Origin of the sequence: Lapidilactobacillus bayanensis, assembly GCF_003946695.1 — a bacterium.
GTDB classification, from domain to species: Bacteria; Bacillota; Bacilli; order Lactobacillales; family Lactobacillaceae; genus Lapidilactobacillus; species Lapidilactobacillus bayanensis.
In genome coordinates this window covers 1-18906 of the sequence record NZ_RHOX01000034.1, presented here as the reverse complement: position 1 = coordinate 18906, position 18906 = coordinate 1, and the positions used below count along the sequence as shown (strand labels likewise).

General features: G+C 38.8%; 16 protein-coding genes, 1 other RNA gene and 1 pseudogene. 5 read left to right on the top strand and 13 right to left on the bottom strand.

Annotated features, from left to right (window positions below):
- Positions 1-170: 170 nt before the first annotated feature.
- The 4 genes from EKM65_RS10150 to EKM65_RS10135 all read right to left on the bottom strand — a co-directional run bounded on the left by EKM65_RS10150 (position 171) and on the right by EKM65_RS10135 (position 3883).
- A complete protein-coding gene (locus EKM65_RS10150) occupies positions 171-767 on the bottom strand; it encodes an ATP-binding cassette domain-containing protein (protein WP_125608121.1) in 597 nt (198 codons plus the stop codon).
- Positions 768-1311: 544 nt separating this feature from the next.
- Positions 1312-2130, bottom strand: coding sequence for a hypothetical protein (locus EKM65_RS10145; RefSeq protein ID WP_125608119.1), 819 nt, complete (start codon positions 2128-2130; stop codon positions 1312-1314).
- Positions 2131-2234: 104 nt separating this feature from the next.
- Positions 2235-2633 (bottom strand): choline-binding protein, encoded by a 399-nt coding sequence (locus EKM65_RS10140; RefSeq protein ID WP_125608117.1) that lies wholly within the window; start codon positions 2631-2633, stop codon positions 2235-2237.
- Between the two features lie 422 nt (positions 2634-3055).
- Positions 3056-3883, bottom strand: coding sequence for an HAD family hydrolase (locus EKM65_RS10135; RefSeq protein WP_125608115.1), 828 nt, complete (start codon positions 3881-3883; stop codon positions 3056-3058).
- A 354-nt stretch (positions 3884-4237) separates the two neighbouring features.
- On the opposite strand from EKM65_RS10135, the gene EKM65_RS10130 reads away from it, so the two are divergent.
- Positions 4238-5155 carry a magnesium transporter CorA family protein gene (locus tag EKM65_RS10130; RefSeq protein ID WP_125608113.1) on the top strand — a complete coding sequence of 306 codons (918 nt, stop codon included), beginning with the start codon at positions 4238-4240 and terminating at the stop codon, positions 5153-5155.
- 79 nt (positions 5156-5234) lie between these two features.
- On the opposite strand, the gene EKM65_RS10125 is transcribed toward EKM65_RS10130, so the two are convergent.
- The 4 genes and pseudogenes from EKM65_RS10125 to EKM65_RS10110 all read right to left on the bottom strand — a co-directional run bounded on the left by EKM65_RS10125 (position 5235) and on the right by EKM65_RS10110 (position 8978).
- Positions 5235-6368, bottom strand: coding sequence for a THUMP domain-containing class I SAM-dependent RNA methyltransferase (locus EKM65_RS10125; RefSeq protein ID WP_125608111.1), 1134 nt, complete (start codon positions 6366-6368; stop codon positions 5235-5237).
- Positions 6369-7185: 817 nt separating this feature from the next.
- Positions 7186-7544: RNase P RNA component class B (gene rnpB / locus EKM65_RS10120), an RNA gene on the bottom strand.
- A gap of 225 nt (positions 7545-7769) precedes the next feature.
- Positions 7770-8120: pseudogene (gene gpsB / locus EKM65_RS10115) on the bottom strand (cell division regulator GpsB); the annotation flags it as partial.
- Positions 8121-8396: 276 nt separating this feature from the next.
- Positions 8397-8978 carry a DUF1273 domain-containing protein gene (locus tag EKM65_RS10110; RefSeq protein WP_125608107.1) on the bottom strand — a complete coding sequence of 194 codons (582 nt, stop codon included), beginning with the start codon at positions 8976-8978 and terminating at the stop codon, positions 8397-8399.
- 64 nt (positions 8979-9042) lie between these two features.
- On the opposite strand from EKM65_RS10110, the gene recU reads away from it, so the two are divergent.
- Positions 9043-9699: a Holliday junction resolvase RecU gene (gene recU / locus EKM65_RS10105; protein WP_125608105.1), complete on the top strand. Its 657-nt coding sequence runs from the start codon at positions 9043-9045 to the stop codon at positions 9697-9699.
- Positions 9686-11959: a PBP1A family penicillin-binding protein gene (locus EKM65_RS10100; protein ID WP_125608103.1), complete on the top strand. Its 2274-nt coding sequence runs from the start codon at positions 9686-9688 to the stop codon at positions 11957-11959. The genes recU and EKM65_RS10100 overlap by 14 nt, the downstream gene beginning before the upstream one ends.
- Positions 11960-12307: 348 nt before the next feature.
- On the opposite strand, the gene EKM65_RS10095 is transcribed toward EKM65_RS10100, so the two are convergent.
- The 5 genes from EKM65_RS10095 to EKM65_RS10075 form a co-directional block, all read right to left on the bottom strand.
- A complete protein-coding gene (locus EKM65_RS10095) occupies positions 12308-13477 on the bottom strand; it encodes an ABC transporter permease (RefSeq protein WP_125608101.1) in 1170 nt (389 codons plus the stop codon).
- Entirely contained in the window at positions 13455-14177 is a 723-nt protein-coding gene (locus tag EKM65_RS10090) for an ABC transporter ATP-binding protein (protein ID WP_125608099.1), read from the bottom strand. Before EKM65_RS10090 ends, EKM65_RS10095 begins: the two co-directional genes overlap by 23 nt.
- A 268-nt stretch (positions 14178-14445) precedes the next feature.
- A complete protein-coding gene (locus tag EKM65_RS10085) occupies positions 14446-15612 on the bottom strand; it encodes a hypothetical protein (protein ID WP_125608097.1) in 1167 nt (388 codons plus the stop codon).
- A gap of 320 nt (positions 15613-15932) precedes the next feature.
- Complete coding sequence (locus EKM65_RS10080; protein ID WP_125608095.1) at positions 15933-17138, bottom strand: hypothetical protein; 1206 nt, start codon at positions 17136-17138, stop codon at positions 15933-15935.
- Positions 17139-17200: 62 nt separating this feature from the next.
- Positions 17201-17524, bottom strand: coding sequence for a hypothetical protein (locus EKM65_RS10075; protein WP_125608093.1), 324 nt, complete (start codon positions 17522-17524; stop codon positions 17201-17203).
- A 346-nt stretch (positions 17525-17870) separates the two neighbouring features.
- Here EKM65_RS10075 and EKM65_RS10070 point away from each other — a divergent pair, with 346 nt between their 5' ends.
- Both EKM65_RS10070 and EKM65_RS10065 read left to right on the top strand, forming a co-directional pair.
- Positions 17871-18050: a hypothetical protein gene (locus EKM65_RS10070; protein WP_125608091.1), complete on the top strand. Its 180-nt coding sequence runs from the start codon at positions 17871-17873 to the stop codon at positions 18048-18050.
- A gap of 5 nt (positions 18051-18055) precedes the next feature.
- Positions 18056-18778: an Rgg family transcriptional regulator gene (locus EKM65_RS10065; RefSeq protein WP_125608089.1), complete on the top strand. Its 723-nt coding sequence runs from the start codon at positions 18056-18058 to the stop codon at positions 18776-18778.
- Positions 18779-18906 lie beyond the last annotated feature (128 nt).

Below are 18906 nucleotides of genomic sequence, written 5' to 3'. Positions count from 1 at the left end.
CATAAAATATGAATATTAATGAAAATACTGATTTAATAGGATTTATCGTGTGGCTAATTTGTTCTTGCAATTTGGGAGATTTAAATTTTGAGGATTATTCCTAAAAATCATCGCGAACATGAACTGCAAAAAGAATACGCTGATAATGAAAGTTGATTTCTTTTTCATAACTATTCTAATTTCCCATTTGCGAGTTTAAGTACCCGATCAAATGGTAATTCAGATAGATTATCATGTGATGCAATAATAACTGTTTTTTGTTCATGTATTAAGTTACTTACAATCGATTGAAATGTTTCTAACGCTTCTTGATCTAATCCCCTTGTTGGTTCGTCTAGCAGAATCAAGTCTTGATTCTCCATGATTGACTGAATAATACCGACTTTTTGCCGCATTCCTAGCGAATAGCCTTGAATTCTTTTTTTGTTATCGTAATCTAAATTAAACAGTTGAAATAATTGTCGAATTCTAGGTTCATTATAGTTGTGATTAATCTTCGCTAAGAATTCAATATTCCTCTTCACAGATTCATTCTCCATGAAACTAGGATTCTCAATTAATGCGCCGACATATGTGCTTGGTGCTAATGTGATTGTGCCATCATCAGCATCCATTAAATTAACAATTAATTTGAACAACGTTGACTTTCCGGAACCATTTGCACCGATAATATGCACAAGCTCACCACTATCGACCGTTAAATTAAGCTGGTTTAAAACTAGTTGCCCTTTAATTCTCTTCGTCAAGTTGACAATCTCTAATCTCATCGCTGACACATCTCCTTATGCCTGATCATATAACCGTGAGAGAATCCAAACAATAAACCAATAATGAAAAACAAGGTTAATGACTACTGATATCAAGAAAACAATTATACCGTTAAAATTGAAATTGATTAAATTCAAGAGCAGTACGCAACTAATTAACATTAACGTATTTAAAATCAAAAAAATAATTAGTACTTTAAACTTTCCTCCAGATGGTACAGAAAAAGTTGCTAGATTAACCGTATACTGAACTACTAAATACCAAAGCAGACACATTACAGATTCACCCAACTGGCCGAACAAAAATTTCCTTTGTCCAGTTCGTGGTAATAATTCATTTTTTAGATGATCATATTTACTTAACAATCGAAAAATAATTACCAATAGCAATAGGTTCGGTACGATTGAAATGAAATTGGACTGTGCCAAAGCAATATAGGCGTCATTAAACTGGGTCCACGGTGTTAAAACATTACAAGTACCAATGATGCCAATACCAATTATCAATATAAATAAACGATATCGTTCTTGGTAAATAATCAATTCAACTCACCTCACTGTACCGTTTATACCAAATAAAGCCTAGTATCGTTGTCAACAACGTATAGAATAAAAGTGCCCCGATAAATGGTAAAAATGCATTAAAACGAGGTGCATATGCTCCTAATGAAGCGACGCCTGGTTGTAATAAGTTTTCAAGAAAAAGCGAGCTTATCACTAATGAACTTTTGAGATTTAACAACGTATTAATCGTGCCAGGTAATAACAAACATACTAAACTTGTTATCAATTCCATCCCCAAATAAATGATGGTGTTTCTGATAAATAGACCAATCGTCATCACAAAGGTTGAAAAAACAACTGCACCAATTATCGAAAATAGGATAACTAAAATCAAATTAATAAACGGATTCAGAGAAAACACGAATGGCATCTGGTTATGCAAAAAAAATCGATTTGCTCGAAAATTTAGTGGATTTACTAAGAGCTGACAAATTAATAGTTGGATCAGTTTTATTAGAAGAACCGTGATCGCCGTGTAAAAAGCATTCGTAACCAAAATATGAAAGTAATACTTTCTTTTTGATTTTGAACGAGTGACGATTAGATTTTGAAAGGTTGTATTCTTCGCATCAATGACATGATAAGAGTAAATAAATGGAAAACTGGCGTAATATAAAAATAAGACAGCCACTGAAACGAATCCAGACTGTAAGTGATAAAAATATACGATTGAATCAATTCGACTTGGAACATTAAAACCGGAATAATCACTATAAATATTAAATATAGTTGCGCCAGATAGTAGTATCAACAAAGCAAAAACAAATACAAAATATTTTCTCGTGGAAAAATTAATCATTTGATTAGTCCTCCTTTGATAATTAAATAAATTGCCACCATCAAAAAACTATGGTGGCAACTCAATCATTCAAGAAAAGCGTTTCAAAGTTATATTATATTATTTTATTTTTTATCAGCAGAGAAATGTAATTTAACTCTAGATGAATTTGGCTCATACCCCTTTGAAAAAACCTTCCCATAACCGTAATGGTTGACTGTTAAGGTATTATCACTGGCACGCGAGGTTTTATTAAGATACAACCCCACCTGACTAGTTCTACTTGCATTATTAGAATCTGCCAAGGTAACAGTATAGCCAAAAGAATTTGGCTGAACGTCACCATTAAATGACGCGTAGTTGCTCGTTGTTGCCTTAGTATTTGATTCTGATGTTCTAGCAGATCCACCCCATGCTGGAACACTAACAGAACCTATTGTCCAAGTTGCTGCGAGCGCAACTGAAGAACCAGATAATAGAATTGATGTGAAAATAGTCATTAAGGCTTTACTCTTAAATTTCATTTTTCTCCTCATATTGTCAAAGCCAATTGAAACGTTCTTCACACAGCATGTTAAACTATTAAAGTAGGCATTGCAACCGCTTTCAATAATTACTACTATCTTATTAATTATCTATGTATCTATTAGTCCTTCCGTCAATTGAAATTAGTCGTACGGTGGTTTATTGAGAATTAAAAAGGGAAGCCTCACCCTTATGATAGTTAGCGTCTAAACAAACATCAAAGGAGGCTTCCTCATGGATCAGTTTACCAAAGAAATTGTCGCAGCGATTCCAACAAAAAGATTTTGATCTCCTTTTTAAGAATCATTTAGAGATCGCTATAAATGAGTTATCCTAAAATAAACTCTCTGCCGTTTTAGATAATGAGAATTGATATTAAAAAATTGTAGAGAAATCTCCTCATTTTCTTGAGCGTCATGTCTTATTTTTCCATCTTGAAATAGTCATGTAAAAACTTAGCCAAACCGTCATTTTTATTGGTGTCTGTTTCATAATTTGCTAATTGTTTGACTTGTGGTAAGGCGTTCCCCATGGCGACACTGATATCGGCTTCTTTCATCATGCCAGTATCGTTCATACCGTCACCAAAAACTAATGTATGCGCGGCGTCGGTGTTAAATGATTCCTGAACGCTATGGACAGCGGTCGCTTTATCAACGCCTTTGGGAATTAATTCGATATTATCGATATTTGAAGCGGATAATTCCAATAATTTTGGTGCCGCCAGTTCTTGACGTGCTGCTTTTAACAACTCTGGATGTCCTGGACTGATCATAATGCCGTTGTTAATTTCCGTCGCGTGTTCCAGCAGAACTTGTTCCTCAGAAGCTCGATAAGACTTAATCTTACGGTTACCAGAAACAATATTGGCCGCATTGCGTAGAACAAACGGCGGCATCTTTTTCGTGTAATAAACTGTATCATGAGCAAAAAAGTTAACGGCGAAATTATGTTTTTGGCCGACCGCATAGATTAATTCCAGCGCATCATTGCCCAGCGTTTCACTGACATTACCAGTGGCCATCTCGTAATAAGCACCATTGGACGTGATCATATGTACGTGTTGGTTAATCTGATCACGAATAATCGTCGCAAACTCAAACATGCGTCCTGAGGCAATATAGAAAATAATATCGTCACGGCGTTGTAATTCTTTAATCGTTTTAATCGTATAATCACTAACCTTTTGATGACCGATAGCAAGTGTGCCATCGATATCCATAAAAACTAAATACGGTTTTGTCGTCATTTTAGTAACCTCGCTCGTTTGTATTCATTAACAATTCATCATAGCATAATTACAATGCTGGATAAATCTTAGCAGTGAATTAATTGTTAGGTTTTGTTGAAAATGATCTTGCACAACACCCATTATATTCCAGCACTAAGTGTTTATTTGCGTCCGCCACGGTAAACCATTACGTTTACGTTTTGTGGACAAGCCTTTGCACAAATTTGAAGAACCACAACATAGTAGTTTTAGTGCTTAGCATGTTAAATCAGCGACAACAACATAATATCAGTTTTCAGCAACATTGACCTTGTTTTACCCGGTGTTTTGTCATACGCTTAAACCATCGATCTTACTTCGGAGGAATAACTTATGATCCGCATTAGTCCTTATACGCACGCCAACAATCAAATCATTGCAATTACAGATATGAATCAAGCCGATCGTGAAGAATTGAAGACAAATTATCATTTGACCGACGAATTTTTGAATTACGCTGTTGACCCGGTTGAGCGAGCACGGGTCGAATATGATGAACTAATTGAGACATGGCTGATTGTTTACAATGTTCCGCTTTCTGCTACTGGTAGTTCATCACAAGTAATTAAACCGTTTAGTTTGATGGTGCGCCGCAATCAATTGTTTGTTTTCGTCACTGATGCGACGAAATTTATTATCGAGGATGCGACTGTTTTAACGGATCAGGATCAGACGCAAGGTGTGTGGGATTCAGTGTTCAATTTGCTTTATCAGGTGACTACTGAATTTTTCGACTATATTCAACAAATGAGCGAGATGCGTGTCCATGTTGAAGAACATTTACGCCATGATGCAACTTCGAAGCAGATTTTCCAACTAGCTGATCTTAGTAAAAATCAGATCTATTTTTTAACTGGTGCGAACAGTAATGTTGTTGCCCTCTCACAACTGCATTTGTTGATGACTAGAGGCGATAAAATCAAATTAGATAAACGTTCCACCGAACGCCTAGAGGACATTGAAGTTGAAGCACGACAAGTTCAGGAAATGTTGGAATTAAATGTGGATATTGTCGATAAGGTTTCTAATACGTATAACAATTTATTGAATAATAATTTGAACAATGTTATGAAGATCTTAACGGTTTATTCCGTTGTGCTCATGATTCCACCGATTATTTTTGGTTTTTACGGCATGAACACCTTCCTACCCCTAGCCGACAAAAACTGGGGTTGGATTTTTACGATTATTATTTCTGTTATTCCTAGTGTCTGGGTTATTTTTAAGCTGAAACATGATCATTTTCTTTAGTTTTTAGTTCGTATCAAGTAAAAACACCGTGAAATTCACAGCTAGTTGAGACTAGCAAATCGAATTTCACGGTGTTTCTTTAATTTTTATACGTTGGTTTGCCCCAATACTGGAACAGATCGGTTCGTAAATAACCGTTGTAAAGTTTACGACGCTTTGTTGCGCGTTGGCCGTAATATGTTTGAAACTCCAAATCGCTGGTCAAAATGTATTTACTCCAAGTTTTCAAGGGAATAAAGGCTTTGCCCATATCTTTGTAAATCTCACGAGCCTTGGCCTCATCATTGAGGCGTTTACCATACGGCGGATTGACAACGATAATGCCATTTTCTAAATCAGTTGTGAAATCTTTAACGGCTAGTTGCTTGAACTGAATATCGTGTAAGACGCCGGCTTCATTGGCGTTCAACTTAGCTAAGTCAATCATATTTTGATCAATATCATTAGCCATGACCATCAACTCGATGTCGGTTTTAATAGCGGCCTGTGCTTCTTCACGAGCAGTAGCTAACCATTGTGGGTCGAAACTAGCAAATTGTTCAAATGCAAAATGGCGTTTCAAGCCTGGTGCAATATTACGCGCCTTCATGGCTGCTTCAATGGCGATGGTACCAGAACCTGTCATTGGATCTAAAAATGGATCATTGGCCCGATAAGGCGTTAATGCGATCAAACCAGCAGCGAAGTTCTCTTTCAATGGCGCGCCACCATGATCGACTCGATAGCCTCGTTTAAATAAACTATCACCAGTCGTATCGATCAAGATTTCAGCGCGATCTTTTAATAAACGAACGTCAATTTTAGTCGTGGCACCAGTTTCAGGCAGACGAGTCCGGCGATGATAAACATCTTGCAGTCGCGCAACAATCGCCTTTTTAGAGATTGCTTGAACATCAGGGACGCTATGTAACTTGGATTTGATTGAGCGACCAGTGACCGGGAAATGCGCGTCCATTGCTAAATAATTTTCCCACGGAATGGCATTAACTTCGTTGAATAGCATATCGAAGTCGGTTGCTTTAAAAGATTTGACCACGATCATGACGCGATCGGCAGTCCGCAGCCACAAGTTGGCTTTAATAATATCGTGCTCGTCACCTTTGAAGCTGATGCGACCGTTATCCGCCTGGGTGCTGAAACCGAGATCTTTCAGTTCTTGATTGACGACTGATTCGAAACCAGCAGCCATTGTAGCAATTAATTGATATTTCATCTTGAACTCCTTAAATTAGCGTGAATGCTTGGTACCAGAATTTGAACGTTGTTGATTAGCTACATTATACACGAATCTCCGCGGAGATAACAGAACGCCTGGATTGGTGGAAAAAGGTAAGTTTTAGAACTGTTATGTTGTGCTTCTTCGCGCTTGCGCAAAGGTTACATACGAAGTGTGCGGATACCGTGAGGGAAAATAAATACTTGTCGCTGGAACGTGGTGGACACTGCTTGAAGCCAATTTTTGCAAAATTGTCTTCAAGACAGGTCTTGTAGTAACAGCTAAAGCTGCAACAACAATTTCACCACTGAGCGGTATTTATTTTCCCTCACTTGACAAGCAAGAGGGCAACCTTTGCGCAAGCGCTGAATTAACGAGTGGTTGGACTGCTTCTAATTTTGAGAAGTACAAATTTGAAGTTTAGTTGTACTAACGCACATTTGTCAGTACCGGAAGAAAATTGCCGTCAGCTGTGAAATTGTCATTGGCAATTTATTGCTTACGACAAGGCCGAGCTTTAAGACAATCGTAGATTGGCTTAAAGTCGAGCCCACAGCGTTCCACCAGCATATTTTCTGGAGGTACGAAGAACTACAGCATAACAGTTATAGGATTCACTGCCTTCAATAAAACTCGTATTCAAGACGAATTGGTTTTGATTCGGCTCAAATCAATACCCACTACGTTCCAGCGCTAAGTATTATTTCGCCGCCACGACAACGCGCATGTCTTATCAGCAACTTTGTGCAAGCCGCAAGCGCGAAGACCCAAAAAGAGCGGTGACCGCAGTCACCGCTCTCTACCTTTGGTAAGCTTCTATAAGCCACGTTTTGTTCCGATTGGAATTAGGTCTATTCCAATCATCAGTAATCATCTATCTGCTGACGCCCCTACTTTAAGTTCATTTCCCGCCATAGGACTCCCCTACCAAAAATTTGGGTTGCTCGCTCGTGGGGTTTACCCCGTTCCACTCGGCCGTTTTCACAGTCGACTCGTCTCTGTGGCACTTTCAGGCTATAACCATGGTCAAAAGACTTTAGATCATTGAGCCGCCGTTACTCAAAAAGAGTACCTTAGCTTGTTGGGCTAAGCGCGAACACTACAAGCATCGCAGCTTGTGCGAGCGTGGACTTTCCTCAGCCGACTCAAGGCCGACCGCGATTACTCGAAACTTACCAAGTTAAATTAACTTTTACTATTTTACGCTAAAACAAAGTGAGTTTCAACCTAGAAGCGATTTAACCAAGTTGATTCGGACGACTTTTTAGTTGTTGAATCAGAATCAGTTGTGCTGTCGCTTTGATCATCATAAGCTGACTTTAAGCCTGAATTGGTGTTGTTGTTGCTGTAACTGCTGTTTTTTGGTGCAGTAGGCTTAGGTGCAATTCGTGCGGCTTCTTGCTCGCCAAAAACATGACGTTCCAAGTTACTTAAGCGTCGCAAAATATCGTAGTTAGTGGTATTTTGTGCGGCACTAGTGGCTGGCGCTGGTGTGGTATCAACAACCGGCGCAACGGTTGTTGTGTCTTGTTGTGACAACTCATCAACTTTCTTGACCAAACGTTTGTTATCAGTCTCTAGCGTTTTAATGCGCGCAATAAACGCCTCATAATCTTGAATGACTTGATCAAGAAATGGGTCAACCTCAGCGGAATCATAGCCACGGTACTTCTGTTTAAAATCTTTGTTAACAATTTCTTCTGGAGTAAAATTAACTTTCAAATCGCGTGTGTCTTCTGATTTTTCCATTTGTGAACACCTCATTATACTTTTACGCGTTATTTTCAGTATAGCAAAAAACAATCAAATTGCAAAAACCACAAACCACCTTACCACAATCTTTAAAATTAATTGGAGCAAGCTGGATGTTAGTGATATTTGCTGAGAAATCACCCAAACTTGTTTCTTGGTACATGACGGCATAAAACAAGCGTGACTGATTTTGATCACATTTCTGGCGGCTTGTCGTAACACTTGTCGTCGCTTAAAATAAGTTGCCTCGTAAGTTAAGTTTAAACGGCTTAACTATTCAGCCGAGTCGTCGTCACTGCGTTGGCGCTCGCTTAATTGTTCAGCCTGATCCTGCAACTCGTAAAAATCAAGCAGTTGTAACGGATAATTAGCGTCGCGCTCTGTTTTTCGTTTTAAAAAATCATAGTCATACTGTGGCTTGCCTGGATATTCGGGGTCATAAACCATCAAGGCACCATCAGTGTGCTCGCTCATAAAAGTTTGATAGTTTTTCAATTGACTGGGATTTTCATAAGGATGTTCAGAAACCTTAGCACTAAAGTCTGCCTTAGTTAAAATCTGGTTCAATCTTTCTTGATTCTTCTCATTCCATTGTTTGCCGAATTCGGCAAAAGGTAACATCACCGCAATTTTAAAATTGGGGAAATCTTGCTTCAAATCGACGGCGACTTCTACGCCCCACTGCTCAACACCAAGTTGCGCGCCAGTAATTAGCCACTCTAACCCATCTTCAAGATAAACCTGCAAGGTATTTTTTAGAGAATATTTAATAACTGCTAACTTGGGGTCGTTATCTTGATAAACATTCAGTTCATAGCCGCGATAGCCGGTTAACCAGAGTCTACTCAACATCATATCAGCCTTTCTGATGAGTTAATCTAAAAGTCATTTGGTATAATGGACACAGGAGCGTGAATTCATGACCATTAAATATCCAGATGGACGTTATTATAAGGGCAGTACTGATATCAATCAGTCTAACATAAAACAGCAGCATCGTGATAATGTTGTTTTCGGTGGCCGCGGGATGTCTTTAGAAGAAACGATTAATGACAGCAATGACTATTACCGTAGTCAGAATCGAGCTGTTATTTATAAAAAACCGACGCCAATTCAAATTGTCAAAGTTGACTATCCGCAACGCAGTAAGGCTATTATTCGCGAAGCTTATTTTCGGCAGGCCTCAACCACCGACTATAATGGTGTCTATCGCGGTTATTATTTAGACTTTGAAGCGAAGGAAACAACGAATAAGGCCTCATTTCCGCTCAAGAACTTTCATCAGCATCAAGTTGATCACTTCCAACGTTGCTTGGCCCAAGAGGGAATTTGTTTCACCATTATGCGTTTTGCTAGTTTGGAACGCTATTTTGTGACGCCGGCGTCCCTGTTAATTGATTATTGGCAACATCAAGATCAGAAACGCAAGTCAATTCCTCTTAAAGAGATTACAGCACAAGGTTATGAAGTTCAGGCCGGATTTCAGCCGGCTTTAGATTATTTGGCTGCTGTTGATCAACTCATCGCTAATTCAAATTTAATCAATCCTAAAGGTGACAATCATGGCACAAAATAATATGACCCGCGAAGCACGAATGGCGCAACAAAAACAAGGTAATCGCAACACGGTCTCCCCTCGCCCCAGAAATAAAAAGCCATTGTGGCGACGAATTATTAAATGGTTCCTCTTAGTAATTGTTGCTGGCTTTTTAGCCGGTGTGGGCTTGTTTCTTTATTATGTTAAGGATACCCCAGCGTTAAAAGAATCAAAGTTAGCATCTGGTGGTTCCACAATTATCCTAGCTAGCAATGGCACGACCATTACGAGTCTCGGCGAAAATCGTACGCATGTTTCGGGAACAGAAGTCTCACAACAATTGAAAGATGCCGTGGTTTCGATTGAGGATCGACGTTTTTATGACGAACCATTTGGTGTCGATCCGATCCGAATTGCTTCGGCTACTGTTTATAATGCGACTCATCGTAATGCCAGTCCGCAGGGTGGTAGTACTTTAACGCAACAATTGGTGAAATTAGCTTATTTCTCAACTAACAAATCTGATCAGACGTTAAGACGGAAAGCTCAAGAGGCTTGGTTGGCTGTTCAGACTGAGCGGAAATATTCTAAAGAACAAATTCTTGAGTATTATATCAACATGGTTTATGAGGGTAATGGCGTTTATGGCATGCAAACAGCAGCACACTATTACTTTGGTAAGTCAATCAAGAATTTAACCTTAGCACAAACAGCCTTAATTGCAGGCATTCCCAATGCTCCTTCAGCTTATGATCCTTATGCACATCCTGAAGCAGCCAAAACGCGGCGTGATTTGGTTATTAAAGCCATGTTGCGTGATAAAAAAATCACCAGTGCTGAAGCAACAACTGCCATTAATACGCCGCTTGCAACTGGCTTAAAACCTAAATCGCAACAAACAGCTACCCAGACTAACGCCTTAGTTTCTGACGCTTATTTACAAGAAGTCATTAAAGCAATTAAGAGTAAGGGTTATGACCCCTATCGTGATAATTTAACCGTTAAAACAAATTTGAATTTAACTGTGCAAAAGAAAGCTTACGACTTAGTGAATGGCAGTACGATTACTTTTCCTGATGACACGATTCAAACTGGGATTACGGTGATGGATCCTAACAATGGTAATGTCGTCGCGATGATTGGTAATCGCAAGGTCGGCAACGTTCAAATGGCCTTAAATCATGCGACTCAAACGACGCGTAGTAACGGTTCGACCATGAAACCAATTTTGGATTATGGCCCAGCAATTGAATATTTGAATTGGGCAACTAGTCATCGCCTCGACGATTCTAAGTATATTTATCCAGGTACTTCAATTCAATTGTACGATTGGGATCATCGCTATTGGGGTAACATGACGATGCGCTACGCCTTGGCACAATCACGTAACGTTCCTGCCGTGAAGACGCTGGAAACAGTAGGTTTGACTAAGGCCAGTCAATTCGCCAGCAATTTAGGCATTACCCTGCCAAGTAATGCGGGATTGTCTGCCGGTATTGGTTCTGGCATTTCCACATTGCAAGTCGCCGCGGCTTATAGTGCTTTCTCAAACGGCGGGACTTATTACAAACCACGTTATATTTCGGAGATTACCACAGCGGATAATATTAAGCACGAATATGATCAAGGCTCTGGCAAAACGGCAATGAAGTCCTCCACAGCTTATATGATTACAGATATGTTAAAAGACGTGATTAGTTCTGGTACTGGTACTCGTGCACAAATCAGTGGCTTGCATCAGGCTGGTAAAACAGGTACAACTGATTATTCGGATACAGAATTAGCGAACAATTATGGCTTAAGCGGTACGGTTAAAGATTCTTGGTTTGCCGGCTATACGAAGCATTACTCAATTGCAGTTTGGTTAGGATATGATAAGTCTAGTGAACATGGCGTTGCTAGTTCTAGTGAACGAATTCCGGCCCAGCTTTATAAAGCGATCATGACAGATTTGAGCGCTAGTGTTAGCAATACGGATTGGACGATGCCTAGTTCAGTTGTTCAACGTAATGGCGAGCTATATGTTAAAGGTTATGCGCCATCCGCGTCATCAAGTTCCAACAGTTCCAGTTCTAAGAGCAGTTCTTCTAGTGTGCTGGAAAGTTCGAGTTCTAGCAGCGAATCTAGTACGAGTTCATCAAGTAGTAGTCTTAGTTCTAGTTCTTCTAGTACGAGTTCAGCTAGTGATTCCTCAAGTAGCGTTGAATCAAGTAGCACTTCTTCCTCTAGCACGATCAGTAGTTCTTCCTCAAGTAGTACGGCCAGTACGTCAGGCAGTTCGGCCGCGGGTAACCCCTAGTAAGTTGCATTATGAAATTGCCAGCATTAGCCTATTTTTTAAAATGATGACAAAATAATTCTTGGTAGATTAATAATTAAATGATCATGGAACTGGGACAGAAAATCCCGGTTCCTTTTTTGATGTCGTCAAAAAAAGAGCTCGATTGTTTTAATGTTCGCGCATTATTTGTCAAAAAACTGATCAAATAATACGGAGAACATCAATCATCGAACTCAACTCGCTTGATATTCTCTTGCTCAACATTAGTACGATATTCAACTTGACTTGAGAGTTTCGCAGTCAAAAATAACCAAACTTGAAATACGAGAATGCGCCAAAATTGATGGTAACAATTTTAATGCTTGCTTAGAGCATTTGTTTCTTTCTGATCACGAGTGCCGCTAACCCGTATAGCACTGCCGACCAGCCTAATAAGACGACAGCACCGACTGGCAATGACGCAATTGACCAGGTCGTTTGATGCAAGACAATTTTTGGTAAATCAAAATAAGCTATTGGTAGGAATTTCGTCACGGCCTTTAACGTGCCGCTGGTTAAAACGGCCGGCTCACTTAACAAGATGACACCGCCAATGACAGTTAGCACCACACCGAAATTATGGCTGAATAAACTGATTAGCGCGCTCAAAACGGCCAAGAAAATTAAAACCAATAATAAGAAAGACACATATAAAATCAGTGCCTTCCCTAACATTAGAACCTCAACTTGTTTGCCATCTAGTGAGTAAACAAGTGGGTATTGCCACATACCAAAGCCATATTTCCAGCCGACAATGACGAAACAAACGACTCCTGCCAGCAACAATAAAATTGGTGTGATTAAAAGAAATGTGCCGATTTTGCTGGTCAAAGTTTTTAACGGATTAGCTGGAACGGTATTTAAAAAATCCAAATTGCCTTCTTGTTGCTCAACTGTGAAAATCTGGGCCAATTGAATCGCAAAAACAAAGAGCACGAGAATTGGCGCCAGCCGGTAAATCAAGGCATAACTCAAATAATTCGTTGCTGGTGCGTTTTCCTGAATCACTGGTATTTCTGTCAGGCGATGCTTCAACAAGTATTGATAGAAAAACACATCTTTTTTGCGACCAAGCAAAGAATAATCGGTCTCCTTGCCTGGATAATTAACCAAGCGAATCGTTTTCGCACGAACAGCTTGGGTTTCCTTGAGATTATATTGAGCATAATCTAATAAGACCTGATTAATTTCTGCCGGTTGCTCGCCAACATAGGCCATAATAATGGCTGAAATATGCAAATACTGATCCTGATCGCGAGCTAACATTGCCTGAGTATGCTTATCTGGATGTTTATCTTTACGCAGAACTTTCAGCTCGTTTTGAATATCCGTCGAAACATCATCGTAAGCATCATGAATCTCGGCCGTGTAATTAGGAAGTGTGCCTAAATTACTGAAAAAATTAGTCATTAACAATAAAAAGAAGGTTAAAAAGATAACGACTGTGAAACTCGACCACAGATTCTTCTTAAGATCAAACTTGATTTGCGCGTTCATCGCCGGCCTCCTGCTCTTGCGGCCGTTGCAAGAAGATACTCATATACTCGGCCATCATATCTTGACCCGTGTTAACTAATGGTTGAATTTTTTGATCGTGCAAGAAATAAACCACGTCGCAAATCCGGCCAACACTATCCATCTGATGCGAAGAAACGAGTAAACTCTTCCCTTGTTGGCGCAATTCTTTAAAGATCTGTTCAAAGAGTTGAATACTCGTAGGATCTAACCCATTCAATGGTTCGTCGATTAATAGCATTTGGGCATTGCTCACTAAATACATCGCCAAGATGACATGTTGCTTCATGCCTAACGACATATTCTTAATCTTGACCTTGTAATAACTGGTCATTCCCAATTCATTGATGACCTGTTGAACATCAATTGAAGAATGCCACATCGCTTTGACATACAGCAAATGATCTTTAGCCGTGAGGTCTTGATATAGGTGATTAGAACTTTCAATAAAAAACATCTGATTCAAATATTTCGTTCGCTGTTTCTGTTGGTCGTAAGTATTTAATGTTAATCGGGCAGCCCCGTGAGGCAACAGTCCGGATAACAAACGTAACAAGGTTGTTTTGCCGGTTCCATTGGGTGCGACTAACCCGATGATGACACCATTGTTGATTGTGAAATTAACGTCGCTTAAAATTGGTTTGTTCTTGAACGCAAATGATAAATTTTCAACTTTTAACATAAGGCACCTCACTAGTCTACTTTCTTCTTTAATTAACTTAATCTTGCTGTTTATTTACTGGTCAAATGATGTAGAGATTGCTGTTAGCGAATAATTCCTAATGCGGTCCGTCGTGATCTCACTTCTGTTTTTACGATTGCCGCGATGATCGACCGTTATTTAATTTGATTATTAGTTGATTATATCACAATTAAAAATAATAACTTTTTTAATATTGTATGATGCAGAGTTAATCATACAATTAGGCAGCATACCCTCTTTTCACGTTTCACATTCGTCCGCGCTTCTTAATGATTAACCTACTTGTGATGATGAGTAAGCTGCTCCAAGCAACCAACACGATCACACCTTGTGCAATAGATAGATCCTGATAACCGGCTCTGGCTAAGAGCAAGTTTGTGAACGTTAAATAATGAGTCGGCAAGTATGGATTGATCTCCCCTAAAAGCGGCGTTAGGCCTAATTGTTTCGAATAGATTAGCGAATTTAAAATTGCAAAAATGATAATCGGTTGCTTACTGAGTCGCGTCAAAAATAATCCCCATAGCAAAGTAAAGCCTAAGTATTGAACACTAAATTCAGCGATAGTCACTAACTGCAGCTGCTTTTGATGATTTCTAAATAAATAAGGATAATTAATCGTACCAAAACCGAAACGATGGTTAAGCCCTAAGACAGCAACAAAAATTAATGCCGCTAGGATAAGGCTTCCTATGAAGATGCCTAGGCCAACAATTGTCTTGGCAATCAGTAAATGATGATGAGTTACAGGCACAACATTTGCGAAGTTGTCGCTTGTTTGCGGTCGCTCCTGCGTCCAAAATAAACATAAGAATAGTGAAAAAAATGACAAAATAATAAAGATAAAATCATGCTCAACTGTTAAATAACGACCATCCCATCCAGGAGTATCAGGTGAAGCCAGTTGGGGCAGACGCATAAAAATACCAAGAATATTCCAGGCCTTTGTCTGCTCAGCCAACATTGGAACTTCATTGATTTTGTTTCTCACTAGATATGAGAACAACAAGGCATCTCCACCAAGCGGATGGCCAAGTACGAAATTGCTAGTTAGCGGTGTCCGATCACGAGCAGATTGATACAAAAGCTGATTGGCTTTAATCAGATGCCCGCTGAATAGAAGCGTTTGAAACTTAGTAAGTTTTTTGAAATAAAGTTGATTGGCGGTACGCATTTGTTGTTCTTGTTCTTTAGGCAGTTGCGCTTTATAGTTTAAAGTTTGTTGGATGTTTTCGAGTTGTCCAGAAATACGCTTTTTGGTATTCACAATTGATGTCGGCGCAGCCAAAATTGTGTGTTCATTTTGCATTTTAACCGTTTGAATGTACATCGCCGAGAGTAACATCAATGTCAGTATTGTCAGCCAAAGCCAACCTTTAACTCGTTTAAATTCCCATCGTGTTTGTGTTTGCATTGGTTAACTACCCTCCCATCAATAATTCAGTACGCCAGTCTAACGCCTCAACAATAATTTCATTACTGATAAAGTCGCCAGTGTTGTAAAAGAAATTAGCCATAGATTTAACTAGATTGGCCTCGAGTCAAAGTCTTGCCCCACCAGCATGAACACCTATTCTAGCGCGAAAAATAATAACGTCGTCGAATCAGTTTTGTTAGGACGGCCAAAAGGATACAGATCAATTTGAATAGTTGCTACATGGTGGACACTTCCTTTGGGTTATTTATTAATTATTCAGGCAAAAACAAATGTGAAAGAGATTTCGTGTGTGTCGATTAAGGATAGTATTTATGCCTTTTGCTTGTTTTGGACATAATAAGTAATAAGACAATTACAATAAACCAACCACCAAATACCTTGATCAGATGCTGATTTGTCAAGGCACCATACACACCACTGCGAAATAACATGGCGTTAAAATCAGTATAATTTGCCGGCAAAATTTGCCTAAGAGTTTGTGGTAAAAGAGATAGTAACCCAAGTTGTCCCGCAAAGAAATTAAGCATCAGTAGAAAGGAGGTTACCAACCAGCTTTTAGTGAAGTTGCCGATTAGAATTGCTAAAGAGATCAAATAGACGAACCACAAATTCAAATAGAAAAATATTTTTAAAAGATGCTGTAAATAAGTCAGAAATTGTGGTTGACTGTTTATCACCACCACTCGCCCATCATTTAGTTGACCGATGGGTAAACCGGTTAAAAGGTGTAGTAGTTCAATACTAATGAATAAACTTAATAAGAGAAATAAATTCACCAACAACCAAGTGAGTAGTATGCGGATAGCAAAAATCCATTCTTGATTGACCGGTAAAACTTCTTCGAAAGTTTCAGTTTGGTGTCGCTTTTCGCGAGTAGCAACATTAGCCGCAATTAGAGTCGTGAAGAGAACGACAAGAAGTATCACCCAAATATGGGACTCTTCACCGACCAAATAAAAATGAGAATTACCAGTGAAATAGGCAGCGATATATGGTAGTAAATCTGTAAATAATGCGATTCTTGGAGTAGCATTTACATGTGATTCCGTCATTTTAGTTAGATGTAACTGATAATAGCGGCTAATAAAACGGGTAATCACCAATAATGTCATGAGATTTCCCTCAGTATAATTATCTTTTCGGCTAGCAGCTTCATCAATTAACGTATTAACCTGTCTGTAGTCACGGCTTTGATAGGTCTTAATTAATTTTCTTAATAACAACCGCCAATTTTTCTGCGTTGGTTGATTGGCTGTGGCTGAGTGCTGACTGGTCACGATCTCTTGTTGTAATTCATCAACAACGCTTTTGGTGTAGTAATCAACCTCATCTGGAATTGATCTGAGCTGATATTTAGTTGTAATTGGTGCAGACTTTTCAATCTGATAACCTTCCTGAATCCATTGATAGGACAGTGTCGTAAGCAAAACCACAAAGGATGTTATAAATAGAAAAAAGAGCGCCCACGGTTGCAATTTAAATTCTTTCTTGAATAATTGCAATATATAGGCACCCTCTTTATTATTATAAATTTAAAAATACTTGTTCCATTCAAGAACGAGTATTATTTATAATCCTCACCAAAAATTGTTCCATTTCCAGTTGTGTAATGATAGAAAGTAATTCCGTCACCGTTCGTAAATTTCTCGAAGGATAACGGTGGCAAATACGAAACAGTTGCATAATGTACCTTGCCATTTGGTTCAACCCACATTGGTAATGAGGCAACTGCTGCTCTCCCAGTAATAACTGGTAAATCGGTCTTAGAAACGATGTCAATAACGGGCGTAGTTGCTTGTGTATCAGTTGTAGCTGCACTGGCAACACTTGTTGAAGCTGCACCAATAAAGAACAGTGCCATACTAGCAATCGTAAGAATCTTTTTCATCTTAAAGCCTTCCCTTCTGAATAAATAAGTATCAAGCTAGTTGATTATTGCAGTGATTCGGGTTAAGAAAGCGCTTAAGATGTTGTTAATTATAATATCCCGAAAACATCACAATATCAATAGCCATTGAGAAAATATGAACATTTATAGCTCATAGAACTAAAATCTTTACTTTGGTGGAACAGGTGGCCACGGCCAATCGACACCAAACAGCACCATCTTGATCACTTCCTTAATTATTATAATTTGGTCTCATTTGTGTAGCTTTGTTCAAATACAATTTAAGTATATAATGACTTTATTGGAATAGTTAGAAATGTCAGCTAGTTCGACATCGAGGTGAAAAATGAATAATCAACCCCCAACACAACCTGACTTAACACATGGCCAGCTGATTAGAAGTTTACGCAAGGAACGTTCAATTACGCAGGCTCAGATTACGCAAAATATTAGTCATCGAACAACGCTAATCTCCTTTGAAAAATATGGCACTCATATTGATCACGCCACACTCTTAAATACTTAAATCGAATGAATATTACGGTTGAGGAATATCAATATTTATTTAACCGTAAATACCCGACGCCAAAAGAGACCGCCAAAAAGAATTATTGGACAATTGTGACGAATCAAAAACTTACCTTAACTTCACCGAGTGTTAAAGCACAATTGCAGTCTTTATTGCATACTTATCAGCTAACCAACGATTTCTTTTATTACAGTTTATACGCGCAACTCTTTTTGATTATCGCCTATCGTGATCGAAATCTGGATTTGCATGACCCAGCAACCCTAGCAATACAAACTCGCATTCAAAGCTATTTAGTCAAAGTGCAAAATTGGGGACGTTTTGAACTCGTCTTATTTACAAATTGTTTATTTCTCTTTGACGACGAATTTATCCAAGGTTGTCTAACCACATCTTTGAAGCAAACGCGTTTTTATTGTGACAGTCATTATTATACGGTGGACCTAAAAGTACTAATCGTCCATGGCTTGATCTTGTCATTGGAACGCCAGAATCTTGACCTGTTCGATACGTTCTTTTCGGAATTAACGCAATTACAACATCAATCATCAGATGCTGAATTACTGATTTATACAAGAATATTCGACTTTATTCACCACTCGATCGCCCGAGGTATCGATGACGCAACCGGAAAGGTCCTGTTTGACACATTGAAGTGGCTCAATATGACTGAATGGATTAATTATATCAAGAAAATTATCGCATTAAATCAAAGAACAAATTAGATATTGCTTCTGAGAAGTTAATTGAGCAGCTAGTTGTGGCGGCAAAATTCAGTAAGCAGTTAATAATCGACCGGCTGTGAAACACGACTTATTCAAGGTAAAATTACCTCATCATAGTAAATGGTGAG